General features: G+C 72.6%; 18 protein-coding genes and 1 pseudogene. 9 read left to right on the forward strand and 10 right to left on the reverse strand.

Annotated features, from left to right (window positions below; genetic code table 11):
• Positions 1-3: 3 nt before the first annotated feature.
• The 3 genes from deoD to deoC form a co-directional block, all read right to left on the reverse strand.
• The gene (gene deoD, locus MM438_RS14405; protein WP_241453888.1) at positions 4-720 is read right to left on the reverse strand and encodes a purine-nucleoside phosphorylase; all 717 of its coding nucleotides are present in this window, start codon (positions 718-720) and stop codon (positions 4-6) included.
• 100 nt (positions 721-820) lie between these two features.
• Complete coding sequence (locus MM438_RS14410) at positions 821-2,494, reverse strand: phospho-sugar mutase (RefSeq protein ID WP_241453889.1); 1,674 nt, start codon at positions 2,492-2,494, stop codon at positions 821-823.
• Complete coding sequence (deoC, locus tag MM438_RS14415; protein ID WP_241453890.1) at positions 2,491-3,144, reverse strand: deoxyribose-phosphate aldolase; 654 nt, start codon at positions 3,142-3,144, stop codon at positions 2,491-2,493. The genes MM438_RS14410 and deoC overlap by 4 nt, the downstream gene beginning before the upstream one ends.
• 142 nt (positions 3,145-3,286) lie before the next feature.
• Between deoC and MM438_RS14420 the strand changes: the two genes are divergently transcribed.
• Together MM438_RS14420 and MM438_RS14425 are read left to right on the forward strand one after the other, a co-directional pair.
• A complete protein-coding gene (locus MM438_RS14420; RefSeq protein WP_241453894.1) occupies positions 3,287-4,267 on the forward strand; it encodes a sugar-binding transcriptional regulator in 981 nt (326 codons plus the stop codon).
• A 94-nt stretch (positions 4,268-4,361) separates the two neighbouring features.
• Positions 4,362-7,796, forward strand: coding sequence for a DEAD/DEAH box helicase (locus MM438_RS14425; protein WP_241453895.1), 3,435 nt, complete (start codon positions 4,362-4,364; stop codon positions 7,794-7,796).
• 336 nt (positions 7,797-8,132) lie between these two features.
• Here MM438_RS14425 and MM438_RS14430 read toward each other — a convergent pair whose 3' ends face one another.
• On the reverse strand, positions 8,133-9,422 hold the full coding sequence (locus MM438_RS14430) for a citrate synthase (RefSeq protein ID WP_241453900.1): 1,290 nt from the start codon (positions 9,420-9,422) through the stop codon (positions 8,133-8,135).
• Positions 9,423-9,566: 144 nt separating this feature from the next.
• On the opposite strand from MM438_RS14430, the gene MM438_RS14435 reads away from it, so the two are divergent.
• The gene (locus MM438_RS14435; RefSeq protein ID WP_241453902.1) at positions 9,567-10,004 is read left to right on the forward strand and encodes a hypothetical protein; all 438 of its coding nucleotides are present in this window, start codon (positions 9,567-9,569) and stop codon (positions 10,002-10,004) included.
• 20 nt (positions 10,005-10,024) lie between these two features.
• On the forward strand, positions 10,025-10,489 hold the full coding sequence (locus tag MM438_RS14440; RefSeq protein ID WP_241453904.1) for a hypothetical protein: 465 nt from the start codon (positions 10,025-10,027) through the stop codon (positions 10,487-10,489).
• On the opposite strand, the gene MM438_RS14445 is transcribed toward MM438_RS14440, so the two are convergent.
• The 5 genes from MM438_RS14445 to MM438_RS14465 form a co-directional block, all read right to left on the reverse strand.
• Positions 10,477-12,057 carry an SDR family NAD(P)-dependent oxidoreductase gene (locus tag MM438_RS14445; RefSeq protein ID WP_241453907.1) on the reverse strand — a complete coding sequence of 527 codons (1,581 nt, stop codon included), beginning with the start codon at positions 12,055-12,057 and terminating at the stop codon, positions 10,477-10,479. The genes MM438_RS14440 and MM438_RS14445 overlap by 13 nt on opposite strands.
• Complete coding sequence (locus tag MM438_RS14450) at positions 11,993-12,853, reverse strand: hypothetical protein (RefSeq protein WP_241453908.1); 861 nt, start codon at positions 12,851-12,853, stop codon at positions 11,993-11,995. The genes MM438_RS14445 and MM438_RS14450 overlap by 65 nt, the downstream gene beginning before the upstream one ends.
• Before the next feature lie 163 nt (positions 12,854-13,016).
• Complete coding sequence (locus MM438_RS14455) at positions 13,017-13,280, reverse strand: hypothetical protein (protein ID WP_241453909.1); 264 nt, start codon at positions 13,278-13,280, stop codon at positions 13,017-13,019.
• Positions 13,277-13,969 (reverse strand): HNH endonuclease family protein, encoded by a 693-nt coding sequence (locus MM438_RS14460; RefSeq protein WP_241453911.1) that lies wholly within the window; start codon positions 13,967-13,969, stop codon positions 13,277-13,279. Before MM438_RS14460 ends, MM438_RS14455 begins: the two co-directional genes overlap by 4 nt.
• A 322-nt stretch (positions 13,970-14,291) precedes the next feature.
• The gene (locus MM438_RS14465) at positions 14,292-15,119 is read right to left on the reverse strand and encodes an alpha/beta fold hydrolase (RefSeq protein WP_241453912.1); all 828 of its coding nucleotides are present in this window, start codon (positions 15,117-15,119) and stop codon (positions 14,292-14,294) included.
• Positions 15,120-15,243: 124 nt separating this feature from the next.
• On the opposite strand from MM438_RS14465, the gene MM438_RS14470 reads away from it, so the two are divergent.
• The 5 genes and pseudogenes from MM438_RS14470 (at position 15,244) to pflA (ending at position 21,117) form a co-directional block, all read left to right on the forward strand.
• The gene (locus MM438_RS14470; protein WP_241453915.1) at positions 15,244-15,789 is read left to right on the forward strand and encodes a YceI family protein; all 546 of its coding nucleotides are present in this window, start codon (positions 15,244-15,246) and stop codon (positions 15,787-15,789) included.
• A 227-nt stretch (positions 15,790-16,016) separates the two neighbouring features.
• On the forward strand, positions 16,017-16,703 hold the full coding sequence (locus MM438_RS14475; RefSeq protein ID WP_241453917.1) for a maleylpyruvate isomerase family mycothiol-dependent enzyme: 687 nt from the start codon (positions 16,017-16,019) through the stop codon (positions 16,701-16,703).
• Between the two features lie 113 nt (positions 16,704-16,816).
• Positions 16,817-17,626, forward strand: a complete 810-nt coding sequence (locus MM438_RS14480) for a PIG-L deacetylase family protein (protein WP_241453921.1) — start codon at positions 16,817-16,819, stop codon at positions 17,624-17,626.
• Between the two features lie 201 nt (positions 17,627-17,827).
• Positions 17,828-20,245, forward strand: a pseudogene (gene grcA2, locus MM438_RS14485) (autonomous glycyl radical cofactor GrcA2).
• Positions 20,242-21,117: a pyruvate formate-lyase-activating protein gene (pflA, locus tag MM438_RS14490; protein ID WP_407568201.1), complete on the forward strand. Its 876-nt coding sequence runs from the start codon at positions 20,242-20,244 to the stop codon at positions 21,115-21,117. The pseudogene grcA2 and the gene pflA overlap by 4 nt, the downstream one beginning before the upstream one ends.
• Positions 21,118-21,143: 26 nt before the next feature.
• On the opposite strand, the gene MM438_RS14495 is transcribed toward pflA, so the two are convergent.
• The coding region (locus tag MM438_RS14495) for an APC family permease (RefSeq protein WP_241453923.1) at positions 21,144-22,787 on the reverse strand (1,644 nt) is incomplete at its 5' end.

Below are 22,787 nucleotides of genomic sequence, written 5' to 3' on the forward strand. Positions count from 1 at the left end.
CCCTCAGGCCATCTCGAGGGCGATGTCGATCATCGCGGTGAAGGCCGTCTGCCGCTGCTCCGGCGTCGCCGCCTGGCCGCGCGTGATGTGGTCGCTGACGGTCAGGATGGCGAGGGCGTCGACGCCGGCGGCGGCCGCGGTGGCGAACAGCGCAGCGGCCTCCATCTCGACCCCGAGGACACCCATGGCCGCCCAGCGGGGGAGCGCCGTCTCGTCGGCGTCGTAGAACACGTCGCTGGACAGCACATTGCCCACGTGCACGGGTCGGCCCTGCCGGTCCGCGATCTGCTTGGCCTTGTCGAGGAGGCGGTATGACGAGAGCGGCGCGTAGGTCCCGGGCAGTCGGAACTGATGGAGGAAGGCCGAGTCGGTGGACGCCCCCTGGGCGAGGATCACGTCGAAGAGGTCGATGTCCTCCGACAGCGTGCCGCAGCTCCCCACCCGGATCAGCTCGCGCACGCCGAAGGAGTGGATCAGCTCGTGGGAGTAGAGGCCCATGGAGGGCATGCCCATGCCGGTCCCCATGACCGACAGCGGGCGACCCCGGTAGGTGCCGGTGTAGCCGAGCATCCCCCGGACCTCGTTGAAGCAGACCGCGTCGTCGAGGAAGGTCTCGGCGATGAACCTGGCGCGAAGCGGGTCTCCGGGCAGCAGGATGGTCTCGGCGATGTCGGCGAGGGGCTTGATGTGCGGGGTCGCCGCGGGTGTCTGGACGGACATGTCACTTCCTTGTGCGGGGTGGTGCGAGGTGGTGGTAGGGGCCCGCCCTCCCGGGACGGGAGGGCGGGGTGCAGGTCCGACGGGGGTCGGACCTGCACGATCAGAGGCCCAGCAGGGCGGTGAGCTCGGCGCCCAGCCGCTCGAGGCGGTCGGTGGCCTCGCGGCGCGGCACCCGGTCGCCGTCCATGGGGACGACGACCTCGAGGTAGCACTTGAGCTTGGGCTCGGTGCCTGACGGCCGGACGATCACCCGGTCGTCCGCGGCGGTGCGCAGGAGCAGGCCCTCGGTCGGCGGCAGGCCGGTGTGCCCCTCGGACAGGTCCACCCGCTCGACGACGGGAGACCCGAGGAGATGCGCAGGGGGCTGTCGGCGCAGGCGTGCCACCGCCTCGGTCATGAGGCCGAGCTCGGCGACCCGGAAGGCCAGCTGGGACGTGGCGTGCAGACCGTGCCGTCGGGCGAGGTCGTCGAGCTGGTGGGGGACGGTGCGGCCCGCGGCCAGCAGGTCCTCGACCAGGGTGACGGCGCGCACCGCGGCAGAGATCCCGTCCTTGTCGTGGACGGCGCAGGGATCGGTGCAGTAGCCGATGGCCTCCTCGTAGCCGAAGCGGATGCCCGGGGTGCGCGCGATCCACTTGAAACCGGTGAGGGTGGCCCGGTGCTCCAGGCCGTGCTCGGCGGCGATCCGGCTCAGCAGCCGGCTGGACACGATCGAGCAGGCCAGCACGTCGCCGTCACGGGCGTCGTCGCGGGCTGCCTGCTCACCGAGCAGCGCGCCGATCTCGTCGCCGGTGAGCTGCCGCCAGGTGCCGTCGGGCATCGGCACGGCCAGGGAGCAGCGGTCGGCGTCCGGGTCGAGGGCGACGACGACGTCGGCGTCGATCTCGCGGGCGGCGGCCAGCGCGAGGTCGAGGGCGCCGGGCTCCTCGGGGTTGGGGAAGTCCACGGTCGGGAAGTCCGGGTCGGGATCGGCCTGGGCCGCCACGACGTGCACGTCGGCCAGGCCGGCGCGGCGCAGCACCTCGACGGCGGTGGCTCCTCCGACACCGTGCAGGGGGGTGAGGACGACCCGGACGGGGCTGGGGCCGCGCGCCCCCCGCAGCGAGGCGGCCCGGGTGACGTAGGCCTCGAGCACGTCGTCCTCGACGGGAAGGACGCCCTCGGTCGAGCGGGCGATGTCGCAGGCGGGTGGGGCCGCCGCGATGCAGGCGGCGATGTCGGCGTCGGCGGGCGGCACGATCTGCACGCCGCGACCGTCCTCGTCGGTGGCCCGGCCTCCGAGGTAGACCTTGTAGCCGTTGTCCCCGGCGGGATTGTGCGAGGCGGTGACCATGACGCCCGCGTCGCACCCGAGGGCCCGCACGGCGTAGGCCGTCACGGGGGTGGGCAGGCGTCGGGGGAGGGTGAGGACAGCGATGCCCTGGGCCGCCAGGGTCTGCACGGTCGCGTCCATGAAGGCGTCGGAGCCGTGGCGGGCGTCGCAGCCCACGACCACCCTGGGGCGTCCGCCGACCGTGTCGAGCAGGTAGCGCCCGAGGCCGTGGCTCGCACGGGTGACGACGGCGACGTTCATGCGGGACTCCCCGGCCCCGACGCGGCCGCGCAGGCCGGCGGTGCCGAAGGTCAGCGGCCCCTCGAAGCGGGTGGCCAGGTCGGCCGCGGCGAGCTCCTCGCCCTGGGCGGCCCTCTCGACCAGCTCGAGCAGCTCGGCGCGGGTCACGGGGTCCGGGTCCTGGGCGGCCCAGCTGCGGGCGCGCTCGACCACGGCGTTCATCGGGTCTCCTCCTGCAGGACGGCTGCGGAGGCGGACAGGCCGAGCCGGGTGGCGCCGGCCTCGATCATGGCGCGGGCGTCGGCGGCGGTGCGGATGCCACCGGACGCCTTGACCCCGAGCCGGCCCCCGACGGTGGCAGCCATCAGGGCCACTGCCTCGACGGTGGCTCCCCCGGCGGGGTGGAAGCCGGTCGAGGTCTTGACGAAGTCGGCACCGGCGCGCTCCGCGGCCTGGCAGGCCGCGACGATCTCGTCGTCGGCCAGGGCGGCGGACTCGATGATGACCTTGAGCACGACGGGCGCGGGGCAGGCATCGCGCACCGCCCGGATCTCGGCGGCGACAGCCGCCACGTCACCGTCCCGCAGGGCCCCGAGGTCGATGACCATGTCGACCTCGTGGGCGCCCCGCCGCACGGCCTCGGCGGCCTCGGCCGCCTTGACCTGTGCGGTGTGCGCCCCCGAGGGGAAGCCGCACACGGTGGCGACGCGGAGCGAGGCCGGGACCTCGACGGGGAGGAGGCTCGGGGACACGCACACCGACCAGACCCCGAGCTGCTCCGCCTCGGCCACGAGCCGGCGCACGTCGGCGGCCGTGGCGTCGGGTGCGAGGAGGGTGTGATCGATGAGGGGTGCGATGTCCTGGGCTCGCATAAGACCTCCTTGTGAGCTGCTGAACATTTGTGCCGCCAGATCAGAACGAACGATCAGACGCTAGCAAGGCGAGAACGAAAGTCGACATCCGGGGGCACCTTTGTGCCGAGCCGCGGGATAAGGTCGTGCGCGGACGAGAGGGATGACCATGGAGAGTCGGCTCGAGCAGGCCATCGACGCGGCCAAGCTCTACTACGGTCGTGGGGTCTCCCAGGAGGACGTCGCTCGCACCCTCGGCGTCTCCCGCCCCACGGTGTCCAAGCTCATCCAGCTCGCCAAGGAGCGCGGGTTCGTCACCGTCGCCATCCACGACCCGAGGGAGGCGACCTCGAAGCTCGGTGTCGAGCTCTCCCGCCGCTACGGGCTCGAGGCCGTGCGCCTCGCCGTCGGAAGGAACGACCCCGCAGCGCCGTACGACCAGGTCGGGGGCGTGGGCGCGGCGCTCCTGGAGGAGCTGGTCCAGGACCGTGACCGGATCGGTGTCGCCTGGGGCGGCCACGTCCACGCGACGGCGCGCTACCTGCGCCCCGGGTCGCGGGAGGGCGTCGAGGTCGTGGCCCTCGAGGGGGGTCGCCCCGACGCGTCGCTCTCGGCCGGCGAGCACGAGACCATCACCCTGCTGTGCGACGCGTTCAACGCCCACCCGTGGGTGCTCCACCTCCCCGCGCGGTTCGACAACCCCGCGATCGTGCGCCTCGTCCACGAGGAGCGCGTCATCCGTCAGGTGCTCGACCTCGGCTCGGCGGTCGACACCGCGGTGTTCACCGTGGAGGCCGTGGACCCCGCCCACCTGGGCCAGGTCTCCGGCAGCCTGACCGCGCGCGAGCTCGCCGAGGTGCGCGACCGGGCCGTGGCCCGGGTGTGCTCGCGGTATGTCGACGAGGCAGGCAAGGCCGTCTCGCCCACCCTGGAGGCGCGCACCATCGCCGTGGGGCTGGACGACCTGCGCGCCAAGCGCCGCCGGATCTGCATCGGCGGTGGCCGGGAGCGGTCTCGTGCCCTCCAGGTCGCCCTCGCCGCAGGCTTTGTCACGCATCTGGTGACCGACGTCGCCGCGGCCGAGGGGATCCTCGCGCACGAGGACCGCTCCGTGTCCTTCGATCGCTCTCGTCGGGGGCGGTGAGCCTCTCTCCGCTCATGTGCCCGGGCCCCGCCGAGGCCGGGTCTGTCGGTCCGCGTGGCTAGGGTGGTGCCCGAACGGCGGAGGAGGCCCGAGGATGGCGCGACTGGTGCAGCTGGCCAGGGTGGACGAGCTGTCCGCGGCCCAGCTGAGGGGGTTGTGCGACTCGGGCGCCGTGACCCGGGGACTGGGTTACACCGCTCGCGACATGGTGACCGAGCTCGTGGTCTCGGGCGACGGGCGCCGGGTGGACGGCCTGGTCCGCGGGTCGGGGCGCAATCACTACACCACCTGGGCGGAGCTGCGCGACGAGCCGCGTCGCCCAGGTCACTCGCGCTGGTCCTCCTCGTGCTCGTGCCCGGTGGAGGTGGACTGCAAGCACGTCGTGGCCCTGGTCCTCTCGGCGGCCCAGCTGCGCAGCGAGGAGCGCGTCGAGGCCGAGGACCTGGCTGATCGGGGACCGTGGCGTCCCGGTCCGACCACGGTCACCAGCTGGCGATCCGTCGTCGCCTCGCTCGCGGGTGACGACGGGACCCCTGCCGCGCTCCAGCTCCACCTCACGCCGCCGCCGCGCCGGGCACCGAACCTCGGTCCCGGTGTCACCCTGACGCCGCTCGTGCAGGGCGGGCGGGGGTGGATCAAGACGGGGATCAGCTGGGGTGGCATCGACCCGGGCAGCTACTACGGCACCGTGCGCGCCGAGGTCGACCCCCTGCACCTGCAGACCCTGGAGGAGATGGCCCGCGCGGTGCGGGCCCGCCGAGCGGTCTATGCCTCGGGGGCGATCGACCGGGTTGCCCTGGCCGACATGGGGCCGCCGGCCGTGCCGCTGCTGCGCGCCGCCCGCCGGGCGGGGGTCGCGCTGATCGACGCCCGGGGACGGGCGGTGCACGTCCCCGACGAGCCCGCGTCCTTCGAGATCGCCCTGGAGACGGCCGAGGACGGCGCGGTGACCCTGCGTCCGGTCCTCGCGGTCCCCGATGCCATCCCCCTGTCGCAGACCCTGCCGGTCGGGGTGCCCGCGATCGCCCTGGTTCACGAGCGCCCCGACGGGCTGAGCATCATCGAGCTCGACCCCCCGCTCACCCAGGACCACGAGCGGCTGCTCGCCGAGGGGCCGATCGAGGTTCCGGCGGACGAGTGGCCGTCCTTCGTGCTTGAGCAGCTGCCGGCCCTGCGGCGGCGGGTGCGGGTGCGGGTCGCGCAGGACCTGGAGACCACCGCCAGCCCCCGGCCACGACTGCTGGTCCAGGTGACCCCACGACCCGGGCACCTCGCGGAGGTGGAGCTGCGCTGGCGGTATGCCGTGGGCGGGCGTGGTCTCGACCTGGGGCCGGTCGTCCCGCTCCCCGGCGTCCGGGAGACCGGCGGGCGGGCCCGCGACCACGCCGCCGAGCGGGCCGTCCTCGACGAGGTGGCCCCGTTGCTGGAGCCGGTGCTGGCCCCCGCCGCCAGACCCGGTGTCCCCTGGACGTCCGCCACCACGCTGCTCCTCGAGCCCGCGGCGTCGATCGCGCTCTCCGCGGTGCTGCCCGACCTGCGCGAGCACGCCGACGTGGTCGTCGAGGAGGTGCTGCCGCTGCCTGCCTACGTCCGGGCCACCGGCGAGGCCGTGGTCACCCTCGGGGTGGACGAGGCCGCCCCCGGGAGCACCGACGCCACCGCGCCGGGGGCGGCCGACGACGTGGGCGACGGCGGGGTCGACCGCAGCGGCGACGGTGCTGCCGGCGCGCCCGAGGGCCCTGCGGGCGGGCGGGGCGCGCCGGCCCGCGCCCGGTCCACCGACTGGTTCGACCTGGACATCTCGGTCTCCGTCGACGGCGAGGACGTGCCTCTCGCCGACCTCATCCTGGCGCTGACCACCGGCCAGGAGCTGCTCATCCTGCCGTCCGGGCGGTGGCTGCCGCTGGCCGAGGACGAGCGGCTGGCGACGCTCGCCCGGGTGCTGGCCGAGGCGCGCTCCCTGCAGGACGGCGACGACGGATCGCTGCAGGTCACGGCCTTTCACGCCGGGCTGTGGGACGAGCTGGTCGAGCTCGGCGTCGTCCAGCACCAGAGCGAGCGGTGGCGGCGCACCGTGGACGCGCTGCGCGGCCTGCAGCCCGGCGAGCGGCCCGTCCCGCAAGGGCTGCGGGCCACCCTGCGGCCCTACCAGCAGGAGGGCTTCCAGTGGCTCTCCCTGCTGTGGGAGGCCCGGCTCGGCGGAATCCTCGCCGACGACATGGGATTGGGCAAGACGCTCCAGACCCTCGCCGCGGTGCTGCGGGCCAAGGAGACCGGCGACCTCGCCGATCCCCTGCTCATCGTCGCCCCCACCAGCGTCGTCGGCGCCTGGGCGCGCGAGGCCGAGCGGTGGACCCCTGACCTGCGGGTCGTCACCCTCGACCGCACCCTGCGCAAGGCGGGCACCACGCTGGACCGGGCCGTGGGCGATGCGGACGTCGTGGTGTCGTCATACGCCTTGGTCCGCCTGGACGAGGAGGCCTATCTGTCCCGGCGGTGGGGCGGGCTGGTCCTGGACGAGGCGCAGTTCGTCAAGAACCACCAGGCCAAGACCTATCAGGTGGTGCGCCGCCTCGACGCGGGCATGAAGCTCGCCGTCACCGGCACGCCGCTGGAGAACTCCTTGATGGACCTGTGGTCGCTGCTGTCGGTGGTGGCGCCGGGCCTCTACGCGCACCCGCGCGAGTTCCGCGACAGCTATGTCAAGCCCATCGAGGCGGGCGAGGGGGACGAGCTCCTCGCCACCCTGCGGCGACGGATCCGCCCGCTGATGATGCGCCGCACCAAGGAGCAGGTCGCCGACGACCTCCCGCCGAAGATCGAGCAGGTCGTCGCGGTGCCCATGCACCCCCGGCACCGCGCGGTCTACGACCGGCACCTGCAGCGCGAGCGGCAGCGGCTGCTCGGGCTGATCGAGGACGACTTCGGGCGCAACCGGGTGGCGATCCTGCGGGCCCTCACCGTGATGCGCCAGCTGTCCCTGCACCCCGGCCTCGTCGACGCCGAGCACCTCGGCGCCGGCGACGACGCCAAGACCGACCTGCTCGTCGAGCACCTGCGCGAGCTTGCCGCCGAGGGCCACCGGGCCCTGGTCTTCAGCCAGTTCACGGGCTACCTGCGGCTGGTGCGGGAGCGGCTCGGCCGGGAGGGCATCGACTGCTCCTACCTCGACGGGCGCACCCGCAAGCGGGGTGAGCGCATCGCGGAGTTCCGCGAGGGGACGCAGACGGCCTTCCTCATCTCGTTGAAGGCCGGTGGCTTCGGGCTGACGCTGACCGAGGCCGACTACGTGTACGTGCTCGACCCCTGGTGGAACCCCGCCGCCGAGGCCCAGGCCATCGACCGCACCCACCGCATCGGGCAGGACCGGCCGGTCAACGTCTACCGCCTCGTCTCCGAGGACACCATCGAGGACAAGGTGGTCGCGCTGCAGCAGCGCAAGCGCGAGCTCTTCGCCCGGGTCGTCGACGACGGGGACGCGCTGTCCGGGGCGATCACCGCCGCGGACATTCGCGGCCTCCTGGGCTAGCTGCGACGCCCAGGCGCCTTGGTCGAGCCGCTCCTGAGTGCCCTCACCCGTCGATGGTCGGGCGTTCAGCGGCCACGGTTGCGGGGGGTGATGGCGGGCCAGGCGCGCGTTCCCTCGTCGGGAGCTGCCCGTGAGTCTGGCCCCGAGTTCCCGCGGGTCTTCCTGTGCGACGTCTCCGGTCGGCACGGCTGGAGCGGCCCGGCGGTGGCCGGATCCGCGCGCATCCCGGCGACGGGGGTCGAGCGGACCCGGCCGCGGACGACCCCGCCCCGGGACCGAGCTGGTCGGGCCGGGACGGGGTCGTCGAGGTGTGCCGGGGTGCTGCCGCCGGGCGGCTCAGCCGCGCTGGTCCCGGGGGATCCAGTGCTGGTCGACCGGGCCGGTGTAGATCTGGCGCGGCCGGTAGATCCGACCCTTGGGGTCGTCGTGGATCTCCTTCCAGTTCGCGATCCAGCCGGGCATGCGGCCGATCGCGAACATCACCGTGAACATGTTCAGCGGGATGCCCATGGCGCGCAGGATGATGCCGCTGTAGAAGTCGACGTTGGGGTAGAGCTTGCGCTCCACGAAGTAGTCGTCGGCCAGGGCGACCTCGGCGAGCTCACCGGCGATGTCGAGCAGCGGGTCCTGGATGTTCAGCTCGGTCAGCATGTCGTCCGCGGCCTTGCGCAGGATCTTGGAGCGCGGGTCGAAGTTGCGGTAGACGCGGTGCCCGAAGCCCATGAGCTTCACGCCGTCTTCCTTGTTCTTGACCTTCCGCATGAACTCCTCGACCGACGTGCCCCCGTCGCGGATCTGCTCCAGCATCTCGATGACCGCGACGTTGGCCCCGCCGTGCAGCGGACCCCAGAGCGCACAGACACCCGCCGAGCAGGACGCGAACATGTTGGCCTGGGAGGAGGCGACCATGCGCACCGTCGAGGTCGAGCAGTTCTGCTCGTGGTCGGCGTGCAGCAGCAGGAAGAGGTTGAGCGCCCGCGACACCGCCGGGGTCGGCTCGTAGTCCTTGTAGGGCTTGGAGAACATCATGTGCAGGAAGTTCTCGGCATACCGCAGGTCGTAGCGCGGGTAGACGATCGGCTCGCCCACGCTGGACTTGTAGGCCGCGGCCGCGATGGTGCGGACCTTGGACATCAGGACCGCGGCGGCCCGCTCGATGGACTCGTCGTCCTTGGTCTCCCACACCTCGGGGTCGTGCGCCGACAGGGTGTTGATCATGGCCGACAGGATCGCCATGGGGTGCGCGTTGGTCGGGTAGCCGTCGAAGTGCTTCTTCATGTTCTCGTCGAGCATGGAGTGCTCGGTGAGGATCGAGGTGAAGCGGTCGCGGTCGGCCTGCGTCGGCAGCGTGCCGAAGATCACCAGCCAGGCGGCCTCGATGAAGCTCGACTTCTCCGCGAGCTCCTCGATCGGGATGCCGCGGTAGCGCAGGATGCCCTGCTCGCCGTCGATGAAGGTGACGGCCGAGGTGCACGAGCCCGTGTTGCCATAGCCCGGGTCGAGCGTGATCAGGCCGCTCTCCGCGCGCAGCTTGGTGATGTCGATGCCGAGCTCGTGCTCGGTCCCCTCGACCACGGGCAGGTCGTAGGACGTGCCGTCGTACTCCAGCCGGGCGGTGTCGCTCATGCTGAACCCCTTCGTTGCGGTGTCGTCTTCGCCCCCACTGTACGAGCCATCGGGGGGTGCTGCCTGCACTCCTTCCGCCCGGTGGACCGGTGGTGGACGGGCTGGTGGAGCCACGCGGGCGGGGACGAGAGGAGGACGACGGACATGACCGAACTCGCACCCGTCCTGTCCCGGCGCACCCGTGAGGCCCTCGCCCGCCGCCACCTCGCGATGGTGCCGTGGCTCGTGACGGTGGGGGCGCGTCCGCTGCTCGATCCGCCCCCGGATGCCTGGGCTCGGTGGGTCTTCGGGGGCCTGATGCCGGCCACCGCGCTGCTGTCGGTGTGGTGCTGGTGGCGTGAGGTGCGCGAGGCCCGGTCCGACGCCCCGGTACGGATCGAGACGCGTCCCCTGGGCGGGATGCTGTGGCTCTGGCTTGCTGCGGGGGTCTACAGCGCTGTGGTGCTCGCCGGCGAAGGTCACCTCCCCGGGCGGATCGTCGACGTGGGCTGCGTCGTGCTGATCCCGCTCGTGGCCTGGGACCAGTGGCGGGCGAGCAGGAGGTATGCCGCGGAGGTCGCGGGCGCCCGTCCTGAGCTGTGACCGATCCCGAGGGGAAGCTCATGTCCGAGCAGGTTTCGTCGTCGTCCATGCCGACCCGGCTGGTGCTCGCCCGCCGCCACCTGGTGATGGTGCCGATCACGGCCCTCCTGGCGGCCAACGCCGCCCACCAGGCCCGGTCGCGGGCCGACCTCTGGTGGTGGGCCACCCTGGCGGTGCTCCTGACAGCCCTCGTCGTGTCGTGGTGGGTGTGGTGGCGCGAGCGCGCCGCGGCCCTGCGGGGCGAGGCTCCTCGGGCTTCCCTGCGCCCCCAGCCGATGCTGCTGGTCGGGCTCGTCATCGCCGGGACCCTCCTGTGGACGCTGGTGCTGTCGTCCGACCAAGGGGCGGTCGGTCTCGTGGGCGGCATCCCCATGCTCGCGGCGGCCTTCGCCCTCGCCTGGGACCAGCACGCAGCCGCTCGGCGGTATGCCGAAGAGCTGGCCTCCCGCGGGTCCCTCACCCGGGCCCCGGATCACCAGGGGTAGGGCTCGTAGTCCTTGAGGAACACGCCGTACAGGTCCTCGCCGCGCTCCCCGCGCACGATCGGGTCGTAGACGCGGGCCGCGCCGTCGACCAGGTCGAGAGGGGCGTGCCAGCCCTCGGCGGCGATGCGGAGCTTCTCGTCGTGCGGGCGCTCGTCGGTGATCCAGCCGGTGTCGACGGCGGTCATCAGGATCTTGTCGACGGCATACATCTCCCCGGCGGAGGTGCGGGTGAGCATGTTGAGCGCGGCCTTGGCCATGTTGGTGTGCGGGTGCCCGGGCCCCTTGTACCGCCGCGCGAACTGCCCCTCCATCGCCGAGACGTTGACGACGTAGGCCCGCCTGGCACCCCGCTGCGCCGCCGCGCGCATCGCCGGTCGCAGCCTGCTGACCAGGATGAACGGCGCCGTCGAGTTGCACAGCTGCACCTCGAGGAGCTCCAGCGGGTCGACCTCGTCGACGGTGTGCTTCCAGGAGTTGGTGCGCTGCAGGTCCGGCAGCAGGCCGCCCGCGTCGACGGCGGTCCCTGCGAGGTGCGCCTCCAGGGAGGCGGAGCCCGCGGTCAGGGCGACCGAGGTCATCTCGGCGGCGGTGCGGGCGGCGACCTCCAGGGCCTCCCGCTCCTCGTCGGTGCCGGGCTCGTCGCTGGCCGGTCCGGGCGCGCCCGGCGCGAGGTGCTGCGCGGCATACCCCCGCAGGGTCCCGGCCAGCGCGACGGGGTGTGCCTCGCTGATCCGCTCGAAGCTGACCAGCCGCGGGGTGCGGGCGGCCCCGGTGAGCGGCTGCGACTCGCCCTCGACCAGGTGGGAGTAGGCGCCGGGGGAGCGGCGCACCGTCTGGGCGGCGTTGTTGATCAGGATGTCGAGAGGGCCGCGGCTCGCGACCTCGTCGGCGAGCGCGACCACCTGGGTGGGATCACGCAGGTCGATGCCGACGATGCTGAGCCGGTCGAGCCACTCCGGGGAGTCGGCCAGCTCGGCGAAGCGGCGGGCCGCGTCCCGCGGGAACCGCGTGGTGATGGTCAGGTCGGCGCCGTCGCGCAGCAGCCGCAGCGCGACGTGCATCCCGATCTTGGCGCGGCCACCGGTCAGCAGCGCGCGACGGCCGCGCAGGTCGGTGTGCTGGTCGCGGCGCTCGTGGCTGGCGGCGGCGCAGCGCGGGCACAGCCAGTGGTAGAACGCGTCGACGGTGGTGTAGCGCTCGTGGCAGATGTAGCACCCGCGCGGGATGTGCAGCTCGCCCGCGACCGCACCCCGCACCGAGCTGACCAGCGCGATCCCCTGGGTCTCGTCGTCGATGCGCATCGGGCTGCCCGTCGCCGTCGACTCCAGGACCCGCTGGTCGGCCTCGACGAGCGGGCGCCGCGCCTCCTGCCGGGCCTGCGCGCGACGTGCCTTGCGGATCCGGTTGCGCATCGTGCCGGTCGCGCGCTTGACGGTCTCGATGTCGGGGTGACCGGCGGGCAGGGTCGGCAGCTGCTCCAGGACGCGCAGCGCCGTGGCCAGGTCAGCGGGGTCGATGCCGGCCGGCTGCTCCTGCGACGGCACCTGCTCGGGGGTCGGGTCGGTCACCGCGAGATCGTATGCCGGACAGCTCACCCTCGGCGCCCGTCCGGACCTCTCCCCCGCCCCGCGCCACGGCGGCGAGGTCACCCGCCAGCCGCGTCAGGAGCTCGCGGCGCTCGACCTCGGCGAGCTCGGCCTTGAGGGCGTCCTGCTTGCGGCGGCGCCGGATCTCCGCGACGGACAGGATCGCCGCCAGGATCACCGGCCAGAGGAAATGCAGCTGGTCGAGCAGCCAGCCCAGCCAGCCGGGCGGGGTCCACGAGGGCAGGTCGACGTCGGGCAGCGGGATCTCCGGCAGGTCCGGCCAGGGGATCTGCGGTAGGTGGATCTGCGGCCAGGGGACGGACGGCAGGTCCGGACGCGGCAGGTGCTCCTCGAACCACCGCAGCAGGGGCTCGACGATCGCCTTGGCGATGGCTCCGAGGCCGAGCAGCGGCAGCACCACCCTGCCGGCGGCGACCAGCACGTCGAGCGCGGCATACCGCCAGGGTGCCTGCCGCCGCCGCTCCAGGCGCAGCGCGGCCGGGCTGCCCGGCTCGGGGTCCAGGTCCACCGACCGACCCGGCACGACCAGCGTGGCCCGCCGGACCCGGCCCAGGCGCGTCAGCCGCACCTCCACCCGGACCCAGTGGGCCGCGTCCTTCGGCGTGAGGTCCACCCGCTCGTCGGAGGTCGTGGCGCTGGCGACCTCGGCGCCGTCGACGCTCAGACGCACCGAGGTGCGCACCCCGGGGCGCACCTCCAGGACGTGGTCGTGCCCGTCGTGGCGCAACGTCCACCTCTGCGGCTCAGCGCCTCTCATGGATCCCCCGGTTCCGTGCGGTCGGGGTCCAGCGTGCCCCTGGCGGGCGGCGGGGCACATCCGACCAAGGTCGGGACCTGGGGATCACCTGGCCAGGAGTCCTCCCGGCATACGCCTCGGGTCGCCGCGCGACGAGCACGCGACGACCCGAGGAGACGGTCGATCAGCAGGACAGGTCGACGACGGCGGCGTTCCCCGCGTCGTCGGTGCCCGGGTCCTTGGTGAGGCGGGTGACCAGGTCGTCGTGGCTCAGGTCCGTGAAGGGCGAGCCGGCGAGCCGCCATACGTCCTCGGCGCCGACGTAGCGCGCCTTGACCTCGAGGCCCTTGGGGGTCTCCTCGGTCATCAGCTCCAGCTCGCCGGTCACGGCGCCGGCCTCGCGGGTCATGACCCCGCCGGGCGGGGTCTCGATCGTGGTGGTCTTCATGCGCAGGTCCCCAGCATGGTGGTGAGCGCCGACTTCTCGGCGCTGGTGACGGACAGGGCGTACTTCTTCTTGACCTCGACCCAGCGGGTGGCGTAGAGGCAGTGGGCGGAAGTGTTGACAGGCTTCCACGCCTCCGGGCCCTTGTCACCCTTCTGCTGGTTGAGGTAGTCCCACGAGCTCACCAGCACGAGCGGGTCGTTCGCGAACTGGGTGCGCCGGGTGCTGGTCCAGGTGTCGGCGCCGGAGCGCCAGGCGTTGGCGAGGGGCACCAGGTGGTCGATGTCGATGTCGGTCGCCGCGTTGAACACCTTGGCGGAGTAGGGGTCGATCCACGAGCCGGCGAGGTTGGTGCAGGCGGCCGACATCGTGACGCCCTTGCCGTCGCGGTAGAGCGCCGCGTTGCGCGAGTTGCAGCGGTCGTTGGGGGCCTTGGGCCAGCCCCAGGTCGACGCGTCCTTCCAGTGGGGGAACTTCTCCCGCGAGTAGCCGGTCATGGGGCTGGCCGCGCGGACCGTGAGCGTGGGCAGGTCGGTGCGGGCCTGGGCCGGGGTCTGCGGCAGGCCACGCTTGAGCTGGAGGGCCGCGGTCGTGGCGGGGACAGCGCCCGTCTCGGCCGCGGTGGCGGCGGGTGCGGTGGCGGGGACGAGCAGGGCGCCGGCCGTGATGACGGCGGCAAGGGTGCGACGCATGGGATCTCCTGCGACTGGTCGGGATGACGACCTGACGCTAGGCAGCGCTCCGCTGGACGCGGCGCGAACAACGCCGGACATTCAGGTGATTCGCAGGGTGGGGCGCGGGGTGACCCTCGGCGGCCCCCGGCGGCGCTCCTCGGGGCCAGGCTGGCCCCGAAAGGTACGTTCTGGGCCCTCTTTGAACGTGCCACGGGGCCAGCCTGGCCCGTGGTGGGCGGTGCGGGGCCGGGTGGGCGGTGCGGGGCCGGGTGGGCGGTGCGGGGCCGGCGGGGGTATGGCGGCGCGGCGGCCGGGTGGGCGGCCGGGTTGGGGGTGCGGGTCAGCGGGTCGGGGCGTGGGCCGCGAGCCAGGGGTCCACCACGGCGTGGAAGGCCTCGGTGCGCGACCGGCGTACGCAGTGGTCGGCGCCCGGGACCACCTCGACGGTCAGGGCCGGGTTGTCCAGAGCCGCCACCTCGGCGAGCCGCTCCTCGCCGAGGATCACGCCGTCGGAGCCGGTCACCACCAGCGTCGGGACCGTGATGGCGGCGGCGATCTCGGTCCAGGGCTGCGGCAGCGCGGCCCGCCCGCCCCGCAGGAACTCCACGTCCCCGTCGGCCTTGGCCTGGGCCCACGGGAGCAGCTCGCTCTCGGGCCAGCCGGGGCTGCGCTCGCGCCCGCGGGCGACCAGGTCGGCCACGGACTCTCGCGCCTGCACCGTGCCCATGACCCGACCGAGCGCACCCGCAGGGTCGTGCCGGTCGGGTCGCCACGCGGGGTCCTCGAGCACCGCGGCGGCCACGAGGCCGGGCTCGCGGGCGGCCAGCGCGGCCGCGAGCCCACCGCCCATGGAGTGGCCGACCACGACGAGCGGTGTCCCGTCCTCGGCGACCATGCGGGCGGCCAGCCGCGCGATGTCGGCATACATGACCTCGATCGGGTCGTCCTGCAGCTCGGCGGGCGTGAACCTCCGAGACCTTCCGTGCCCCGGCGCGTCCCAGGCGAGGACCCGGTATGTCGAACCCCAGCGCCGCGCCGCGTCCGCCCACGAGGGTCCGCTGTCGGTGAGCCCGTGCAGCAGGAGGAGGCGGGGCGCGCCGGCGGGGGCGTCCCCCGCCCAGGTGTGCATCGCCACGCCGGTGTCGTCGAGCGTCGTGCGCCAGGTCATGCGGTGAGGCTAGCGAGCCGGGGCGGTTCGGTCCTTTGACGATGTGCGACTGCCTGCTAGTGTTCTAGTTGAAAGTTCAACTAAATCTGGTCTCGACACCACCCGACGTCATGAAGGAGAACCCATGACCACGCTCCAGCAGCTCGACGGCACCTACGTCATCGACCCCACCCACTCCCAGCTCGGCTTCGTCGCCCGCCACGCGATGGTGACCAAGGTCCGCGGCACCTTCGACGAGTTCGAGGGCACCGCCACCACCGGCGCCGGCCTGCAGGGCGCCTCGATCGAGATCACCGCCCAGATGGCCTCCATCGACACCCGCAACGCCGACCGCGACGGTCACCTGCGGACCGGCGACTTCTTCGAGGTGGAGAAGTACCCGACCATGACCTTCCGCTCGACCTCGGTCCAGGCCAAGGACGAGGACACCCTGGCGGTCACCGGCGACCTGACCATCAAGGACGTCACCAGGCCGATCACCATCGACTTCGCCTACGCCGGTGCCGCGCAGGACCCCTACGGCAACGAGCGCATCGGCTTCGAGGGCTCGGCCACGATCGTCCGCTCGGAGTTCGGCATCACCTTCAACGCCGCCCTGGAGACCGGGGGCGTCCTGGTGAGCGACAAGATCCAGCTGGAGATCGAGGTCTCGGCCATCAAGCAGGCCTGAGCGCGCTCCGGAGGGCCCGTCGGGGCCTCCGCCCGCAGCGCTCTCCCGAGGGGCCCGGCACCCGGTGTCGGGCCCCTCGGCGTGTCGCGAGGCCCCATGGCGTGTCGCGAGGCTCCCTCGGCGTGTCGCGGTGTGTCACCGGTTCAATCCTTTGCGTCACCACCGGCAGTCGCCAGACTGAGGGGAACCGGGGCGTGTGGCTCCGCCGGAGAGCGAAGGAGCTCGCCATGAACCACCTGTGGACCGCCGTGGCCGACCTGCGCGGTCGCCTCGCCGACGACCTGGCCACCCTCGGCGAGGAGCAGTGGCGCAGCCCCTCCTGGTGCGCGGGCTGGACGGTCGAGGACGTGGTGGCGCACCTGAGCGCGTCCGCGTCCACCAGCCCCCTGGGCTTCGTGACCGGGCTCGCGGCGGCCGGGCTGCGCCGGGACCGTCACACCGCGGCCGGGGTCGCGGCCAACCGTGGGGCGACCCCCTCCCAGACCTTCGAGCGCTACGGCCGACTGATGACGTCCACCCTGGCCCCTCCCGGACCCACGGCCACCTGGCTCGGCGAGATCGTGGTCCACGGCGAGGACATCCGCCGCCCGCTGGGACTGACCGGTGACTGCCCCAGGGACCTGCTGCGCACCGTGGCCGTGCTCTACCAGCGGTCCGACCTGGCCGCGGGCAGCCGCAGCCGGATCCGCGGGCTGCGGCTGCAGGCCACCGACGACGCGTGGACCCACGGCCGCGGCGAGCTCGTCGAGGGTCCGCTCCTGTCGCTCGTCCTCGCGATGACCGGTCGCGGCGGCGCCTGCGCCGACCTCACCGGCCCGGGCGTCCCCACCCTGCTGTCCCGGTGCTCCCTCCCCCCGGCCCACGGCGACCCGGGCGAGCCGGCCCTCACGTCCCGGCGGAGCGTGGCGGCCTGACCGACGACCGGGCGGTATGCCGGGAGGCTGCTCGGCATACCGCCTGATCCTCCTGGTGTCCGCCGCAGGCCCGTCGCGTCGGTCGTCGGGCCGGACTGCGGCAGACTGCACCCATGTCGACCGTCGTCTTCCTCCACGCCCACCCCGACGACGAGGCCTCCCAGACCTCGGGGTCCATGGCCCGGGCCGCGCGCGAGGGCCACCGCGTCGTCGTGGTCTACGGCACCGACGGCGACCACGGCGAGGTGCCCGACGACCTGGGTGACGAGTCGCTCGTGGCCTACCGCCGGCGCGAGGCCGAGGCGTCCGCGCGGGTCACGGGGACGCAGCGGGTGGCCTGGCTCGGCTATGCCGACTCCGGGATGACCGGCTGGGAGCAGAACTCCGCCGAGGGTGCCTTCTCCGGGGCGGACCTGGACGAGGCGGCCGGGAGGCTCGCGGCCCTCCTCGACGAGGAGGACGCCGACGTGCTCGTGGGCTACGACTGGCACGGCGGCTACGGCCACCCGGACCACGTCATGGTCCACCGGGTCGCGCACCGGGCCGCCGAGCTCGCCGCCCGTCATCCCCGGCTGCTCGAGTCGACCATGAGCCGCGACCACCTGCGCCGGACCCTGGCCCAGGCCGTGGCCGCCGGCCTGGACGAGCGGCTGGACCCGGACCAGCCGATGGACGACGGCAACCCCTTCGGCACCCCCGAGGCGGAGATCCACTGGAAGGTCGACGTCCGGGACCTGGTCGAGACCAAGCGGGCCGCTCTCGCCTGCCATGCCTCGCAGCGCACCGACATCGGCATGTTCCTCGCGATGCCGGTCGAGGCCTTCACCGAGGGCTTCGGCTACGAGTGGGCGATCGAGCCGGGCCGTGCCCCGGGGATGGTCGAGGGCTGGTGGCTGGACGAGCCGGTCCCGCCCTCGGCATAGCCCCCGCACCGCGAAGGTCGCTGGGGTCCGTCGGCACCCGGCCGTCAGGGGTGGTTGGCCCTGACCCGCCCGACGGGGGGTGAGGTGGCAAGGTCGGACCACTTGCCACGGACGAGGTCGGGGGGCGATAGCCTGAGGATGGTCCTGGAGCAGCGCCGCCCGGGAGAGCCGCGATCCTGTCCCTCACCCGAAAGGCATGGCATGTCCACGTCCGCGCCCGGCCAAGCCGCGCCCACCCTCACCGACGACGAGCTCGCCTGGGTCGGTTTCGCCCCCGGCCCCTGGCAGGAGCGGGTTGACGTCCGGGACTTCGTCCAGCGCAACTACACGCCCTACGACGGCGACGCGTCCTTCCTCGCCGGCCCGACGGCCAAGACGCTGCGCACCTGGGAGACGCTGGAGCGCGACTACCTCTCGGTCGAGCGCGAGCGTCGCGTCTTCGACGTGGACACCACCACCCCCGCCGACATCGACGCGTTCGCCGCGGGTTACATCGGCGAGGACGACGACGTGATCGTCGGCCTGCAGACCGACACCCCGCTGAAGCGCGCGATGATGCCCAACGGCGGCTGGCGCATGGTCGAGACGGCGATCACCGAGGCGGGTATGACCCCCGACCAGCGGGTCAAGGAGATCTTCACGAAGTACCGCAAGACCCACAACGAGGCGGTCTTCGACATCTACACCCCGCGCATCCGCGCCGCCCGCTCCAGCCACATCATCACCGGCCTGCCCGACGCCTACGGCCGCGGTCGGATCATCGGCGACTACCGCCGGGTGGCGCTCTACGGCGTCGACGTGCTCATCGCCGAGAAGACCAAGGACCGCGACCGCGACGTGGACGCGCCCTTCACCGAGCACTGGGCGCGCTTCCGCGAGGAGCACTCCGAGCAGATCAAGGCCCTCGAGAAGCTCAAGCGCCTCGGCGAGAGCTATGGCTTCGACCTCGGCCGGCCCGCGCGCACCGCGCAGGAGGCCGTGCAGTGGACCTACTTCGGCTACCTCGCCTCGATCCGCTCCCAGGACGGCGCGGCCATGAGCGTCGGGCGGCTCTCGGCCTTCCTCGACGTGTATGTCGAGCGCGACCTCGCCGCCGGCACCCTCACCGAGGAGGCGGCGCAGGAGATCGTCGACGCCCTCGTGATCAAGCTGCGGATCGTGCGCTTCCTGCGGACCGTGGACTACGACCAGATCTTCTCCGGCGACCCCTACTGGGCCACCTGGTCCGACGGCGGGCTGGGCGAGGACGGCCGCTCCCAGGTCACCAAGACGTCCTTCCGCCTGCTGCAGACGCTGCGCAACCTGGGCCCGGCGCCCGAGCCCAACATCACGATCTTCTGGGACCCGGCGCTGCCCGAGGGCTACAAGGAGTTCTGCTCGGCCATCTCGATCGAGACCTCGTCGCTGCAGTACGAGGCCGACGAGCAGATCCGCTCCCACTGGGGCGACGACGCCGCCATCGCCTGCTGCGTGTCCCCGATGCGGGTGGGCAAGCAGATGCAGTTCTTCGGCGCCCGGGTCAACGCCGCCAAGGCGCTGCTCTACGCCATCAACGGCGGCCGGGACGAGATGAGCGGCAAGCAGGTCGTCGAGGGCTTCGAGCCCGTGACCGGCGACGGCCCGCTCGACTTCGACGACGTCTGGATGCGCTACGAGCGGATGCTGGACTGGGTCGTCGGCACGTACGTCGAGGCGCTCAACATCATCCACTACTGCCACGACCGCTATGCCTACGAGGCGATGGAGATGGCGCTGCACGACTCCGACGTCGTGCGCACCATGGGCTGCGGCATCGCCGGGCTGTCCATCGTCGCCGACTCCCTGTCCGCGATCCGCCACGCCACGGTCACGCCGGTCCGCGACGAGACCGGGCTGATCGTCGACTACGTCACCGAGGGCGAGTTCCCGGTCTACGGCAACGACGACGACCGCGCCGACGAGATCGCCGCCGCCGTCGTCCACACCGTGATGGCCAAGATCAAGGAGATCCCGCTCTACCGCGACGCCATCCCCACCCAGTCCGTGCTGACCATCACGTCCAACGTGGTCTACGGCCGCAACACCGGCGCCTTCCCGTCCGGTCACGAGGCGGGTACGCCCTTCGCGCCCGGTGCCAACCCGGAGAACGGCATGGACAGCCACGGCATGCTCGCGTCCATGCTGAGCGTCGGCAAGCTCGACTACGACGACGCCCTCGACGGCATCTCGCTGACCAACACCATCACCCCCACCGGGCTCGGACGCACCAAGGAGGAGCAGGTCGCCAACCTCGTCGGCCTGCTCGACGCGGGCTTCGTGCCCGGCTGCTGACGGCCCACCCCGGACCGTCCTTCCGCCATACCACCCCTCACCAGACGGAGAACCACCATGTCGACCAAGACCTTCGACGAGCGCCTCGCCGAGATGGCCACCGCCCGCGAGGCCCGCGGCACCCGCCAGGGCCTCTTCCACGCCAACATCAACGTCCTCAACCGCGAGACCCTCGAGGACGCGATGGAGCACCCGGAGAAGTACCCGAACCTCACGGTCCGCGTCTCCGGGTACGCCGTGAACTTCGTCAAGCTCACCAAGGACCAGCAGCGCGACGTGCTGTCGCGCACCTTCCACCAGACCGCGTGAGCGCCGACGGGGTCTCCGGGGAGGTTCGCCCCGCGCCCGTCGACCTCGACGTGCCCCGGCTGCGGCCGGCCGGCAAGGGGCTCGCAGGCATCGCCTCGACCGGGCGGATGACCCACCACGAGCACCTGGAGGCGGTGCGCCGCGGTGACCTGGGCTCCATCCACTCCTGGGAGCTCGTCACCAGCGTCGACGGGCCCGGCACACGGCTCACGGTCTTCGTGGCCGGGTGCGGGCTGCGCTGCCAGTACTGCCACAACCCCGACACCTTCGTGATGGCCCGGGGCGAGCCGGTGCTGCTCGAGGACCTGGTGGCGCGGCTGCGGCGCTATCGCGGGGTCTTCCGGGCGACCCGCGGCGGGCTCACCGTGTCCGGCGGTGAGCCCCTGATGCAGCCGGCCTTCGTCGGGCGGCTGCTCCACGAGGCGAAGGCGATGGGCATCCACACCTGCCTGGACACCAACGGCTACCTCGGGGCCCACGCCCCCGACGCGCTGCTCGACGACGTGGACCTGGTGCTGCTCGACATCAAGGCAGGGCTGCCGGACACCTATCACGAGGTCACCGGGGTCGAGCTGGAGCCGACGCTGCGGTTCTCCCGGCGGCTGGCCGGGCGCGGGCAGGCGATGTGGATCCGCTACGTCCTCGTGCCCGGCCTGACCGATGCCGTGGACGACGTCGAGGCCGTCGCGGCGCACGTGGCCACCCTCGGGTCGGTGGAGCGCGTCGAGGTGCTGCCCTTCCACCAGATGGGGCGCGACAAGTGGGAGTCCCTCGGGCTGACCTATCGCCTGGCGGACACCCCCACCCCCTCGGGCGAGCTGCTGGAGCGGGTGCGGGGCCAGTTCCGGGCCCACGGCCTCACGACCTACTGACCCCCTCCTCTCGGCCCCGCCGGGCCTCAGCCGCCGACGTGCACCACCGGCCGCCGCGCGGCGTCCGGCTCGGCCAGGCGGAGGATCTCGTGGGTCAGCGGGGGGATGTCGCCCTCGCCACCGGACAGGAAGCGCATCACGTTGTCCACCGGCGCACGCTCGCTCCACTCGAAGTACAGGTGCGGCGGCTCGGGCATCAGGTCCCGCACGTAGAGCAGGAACGCCGCCAGCACGTTGGACACCGAGGTGCCCGACAGCCGCAGGATCTGGTGGTCCCCTGCGTGCCCGGCGGTCACCTGCACGGCCGACGTGAAGTCCGACGCGTCGTTGATCCGCACCTCCAGGAAGATCACCTGCTCGCAGGGCTGCAGGTGGGTGCGGTCACGGACGACCTGCTCCTTCTCGTCGTACTCCTCGAGGTCGCCGACCTGCATCTTGTTGGCGATGAACCGCAGCGGCTGCGCGCCGAGGGCGGCGCGCGCCAGCACCACGTCGGCTGCGTCGTCGATCTCCACGCCTGCGACCCGCAGCTCCAGCGAGCGGGTGACGCGCGAGACCAGGCTCAGGATCATGATCATCGCCACGAAGATCAGGGCGATGACCAGGCCGCCCGCGTGCGAGGCGATGGTGACCACGAAGGTGTAGACGAAGATCGCGCTGATCACGCCGAAGAAGGCGGCCGGCCCGCGGTGCTTGCGGCGCAGCTCGGTGAGGAACACCGCCACGGCGGCGGAGGTCATCAGCGCCAGCACGCCGGTGGCGTAGGCCGCGGCCTGGGCATCGACGTTGGCGCCGAAGATGACGGTCACCATGATCGCGATGAGCGCGAAGACGCAGACGAGCGGCCGGGTCGAGCGGGCCCAGTCCGGGGCCATCCCGTAGCGCGGCAGGTAGCGCGGGACGATGTTGAGCAGACCGGCCATGGCCGAGGCCCCCGCGAACCACAGGATCATCACGGTCGTCAGGTCGTAGGCCGTCCCGAAGGTGTCCCCGAGCCGCTCGTGGGCGAGGTAGGCCAGGGCGCGCCCGTTGGCCTCGCCACCGGCCTGGAAGGCCTCGGCGGGGATGAGCAGCGTGGTGACGAAGGACGAGCCGATGAGCAGGACGCTCATGATGACGGCGGCCGTCGTGAGGAGCTTCTTGGCGTTGCGGATCCGCCCCTGCGGCTTGGCGTGGGTGTCGTCGGGGTCACCCTCGATGAGCGGCATGACCACGACGCCGGTCTCGAAGCCGGACAGTCCCAGCGCGAGGGCGGGGAAGACGAGCAGGGCGGCGCCGATGATCCCGAACGGCGCGCTGTGGGTGGAGGTCATCGCGGACACCCAGTCGCCGATGGTGCCGGGGTGGTCCACGATGCCGCGGACGCCGTCCACGATCACGACGGTGCTGAGCCCGAGGTAGATCACCACGAGGACGACCGCGACGCCGATGGCTTCCTTGAAGCCCTTGAGGAAGACCGCGGCGAGCATGAGCAGCAGCACGATGGTGACCACGACCTGCTTGCCGACGAGCGCGGTGTGCAGGAGGGGATTCTCGATCAGGTGGGCCGTGGCGTCGGCGGCGGACAGGGTGATCGTGATGATGAACCCGGTGGCCACGAAGCCGAGCAGGGTGAGCACCAGCAGCTTGCTCGGCCAGTAGGACAGCAGCTTCTGCAGCATGGACAGCGA

The sequence above is a fragment of the Arsenicicoccus dermatophilus genome, assembly GCF_022568795.1.
Lineage (GTDB): Bacteria > Actinomycetota > Actinomycetes > Actinomycetales > Dermatophilaceae > Arsenicicoccus > Arsenicicoccus dermatophilus.

What these genes read in the sequence shown, in the direction of transcription:
- MM438_RS14475 (WP_241453917.1), top strand. Translation starts at nt 16,017, where the DNA reads ATGAACCACCTGTGGACCGCCGTGGCCGACCTGCGCGGTCGCCTCGCC.
- MM438_RS14435 (WP_241453902.1), top strand. Translation starts at nt 9,567, where the DNA reads ATGACCGAACTCGCACCCGTCCTGTCCCGGCGCACCCGTGAGGCCCTC.
- deoD (WP_241453888.1), bottom strand. Translation starts at nt 720, where the DNA reads ATGTCCGTCCAGACACCCGCGGCGACCCCGCACATCAAGCCCCTCGCC.
- MM438_RS14470 (WP_241453915.1), top strand. Translation starts at nt 15,244, where the DNA reads ATGACCACGCTCCAGCAGCTCGACGGCACCTACGTCATCGACCCCACC.
- MM438_RS14425 (WP_241453895.1), top strand. Translation starts at nt 4,362, where the DNA reads ATGGCGCGACTGGTGCAGCTGGCCAGGGTGGACGAGCTGTCCGCGGCC.
- MM438_RS14455 (WP_241453909.1), bottom strand. Translation starts at nt 13,280, where the DNA reads ATGAAGACCACCACGATCGAGACCCCGCCCGGCGGGGTCATGACCCGC.
- MM438_RS14480 (WP_241453921.1), top strand. Translation starts at nt 16,817, where the DNA reads ATGTCGACCGTCGTCTTCCTCCACGCCCACCCCGACGACGAGGCCTCC.
- MM438_RS14440 (WP_241453904.1), top strand. Translation starts at nt 10,025, where the DNA reads ATGTCCGAGCAGGTTTCGTCGTCGTCCATGCCGACCCGGCTGGTGCTC.
- MM438_RS14410 (WP_241453889.1), bottom strand. Translation starts at nt 2,494, where the DNA reads ATGAACGCCGTGGTCGAGCGCGCCCGCAGCTGGGCCGCCCAGGACCCG.
- MM438_RS14450 (WP_241453908.1), bottom strand. Translation starts at nt 12,853, where the DNA reads ATGAGAGGCGCTGAGCCGCAGAGGTGGACGTTGCGCCACGACGGGCAC.
- deoC (WP_241453890.1), bottom strand. Translation starts at nt 3,144, where the DNA reads ATGCGAGCCCAGGACATCGCACCCCTCATCGATCACACCCTCCTCGCA.
- MM438_RS14430 (WP_241453900.1), bottom strand. Translation starts at nt 9,422, where the DNA reads ATGAGCGACACCGCCCGGCTGGAGTACGACGGCACGTCCTACGACCTG.
- MM438_RS14465 (WP_241453912.1), bottom strand. Translation starts at nt 15,119, where the DNA reads ATGACCTGGCGCACGACGCTCGACGACACCGGCGTGGCGATGCACACC.
- MM438_RS14420 (WP_241453894.1), top strand. Translation starts at nt 3,287, where the DNA reads ATGACCATGGAGAGTCGGCTCGAGCAGGCCATCGACGCGGCCAAGCTC.
- MM438_RS14460 (WP_241453911.1), bottom strand. Translation starts at nt 13,969, where the DNA reads ATGCGTCGCACCCTTGCCGCCGTCATCACGGCCGGCGCCCTGCTCGTC.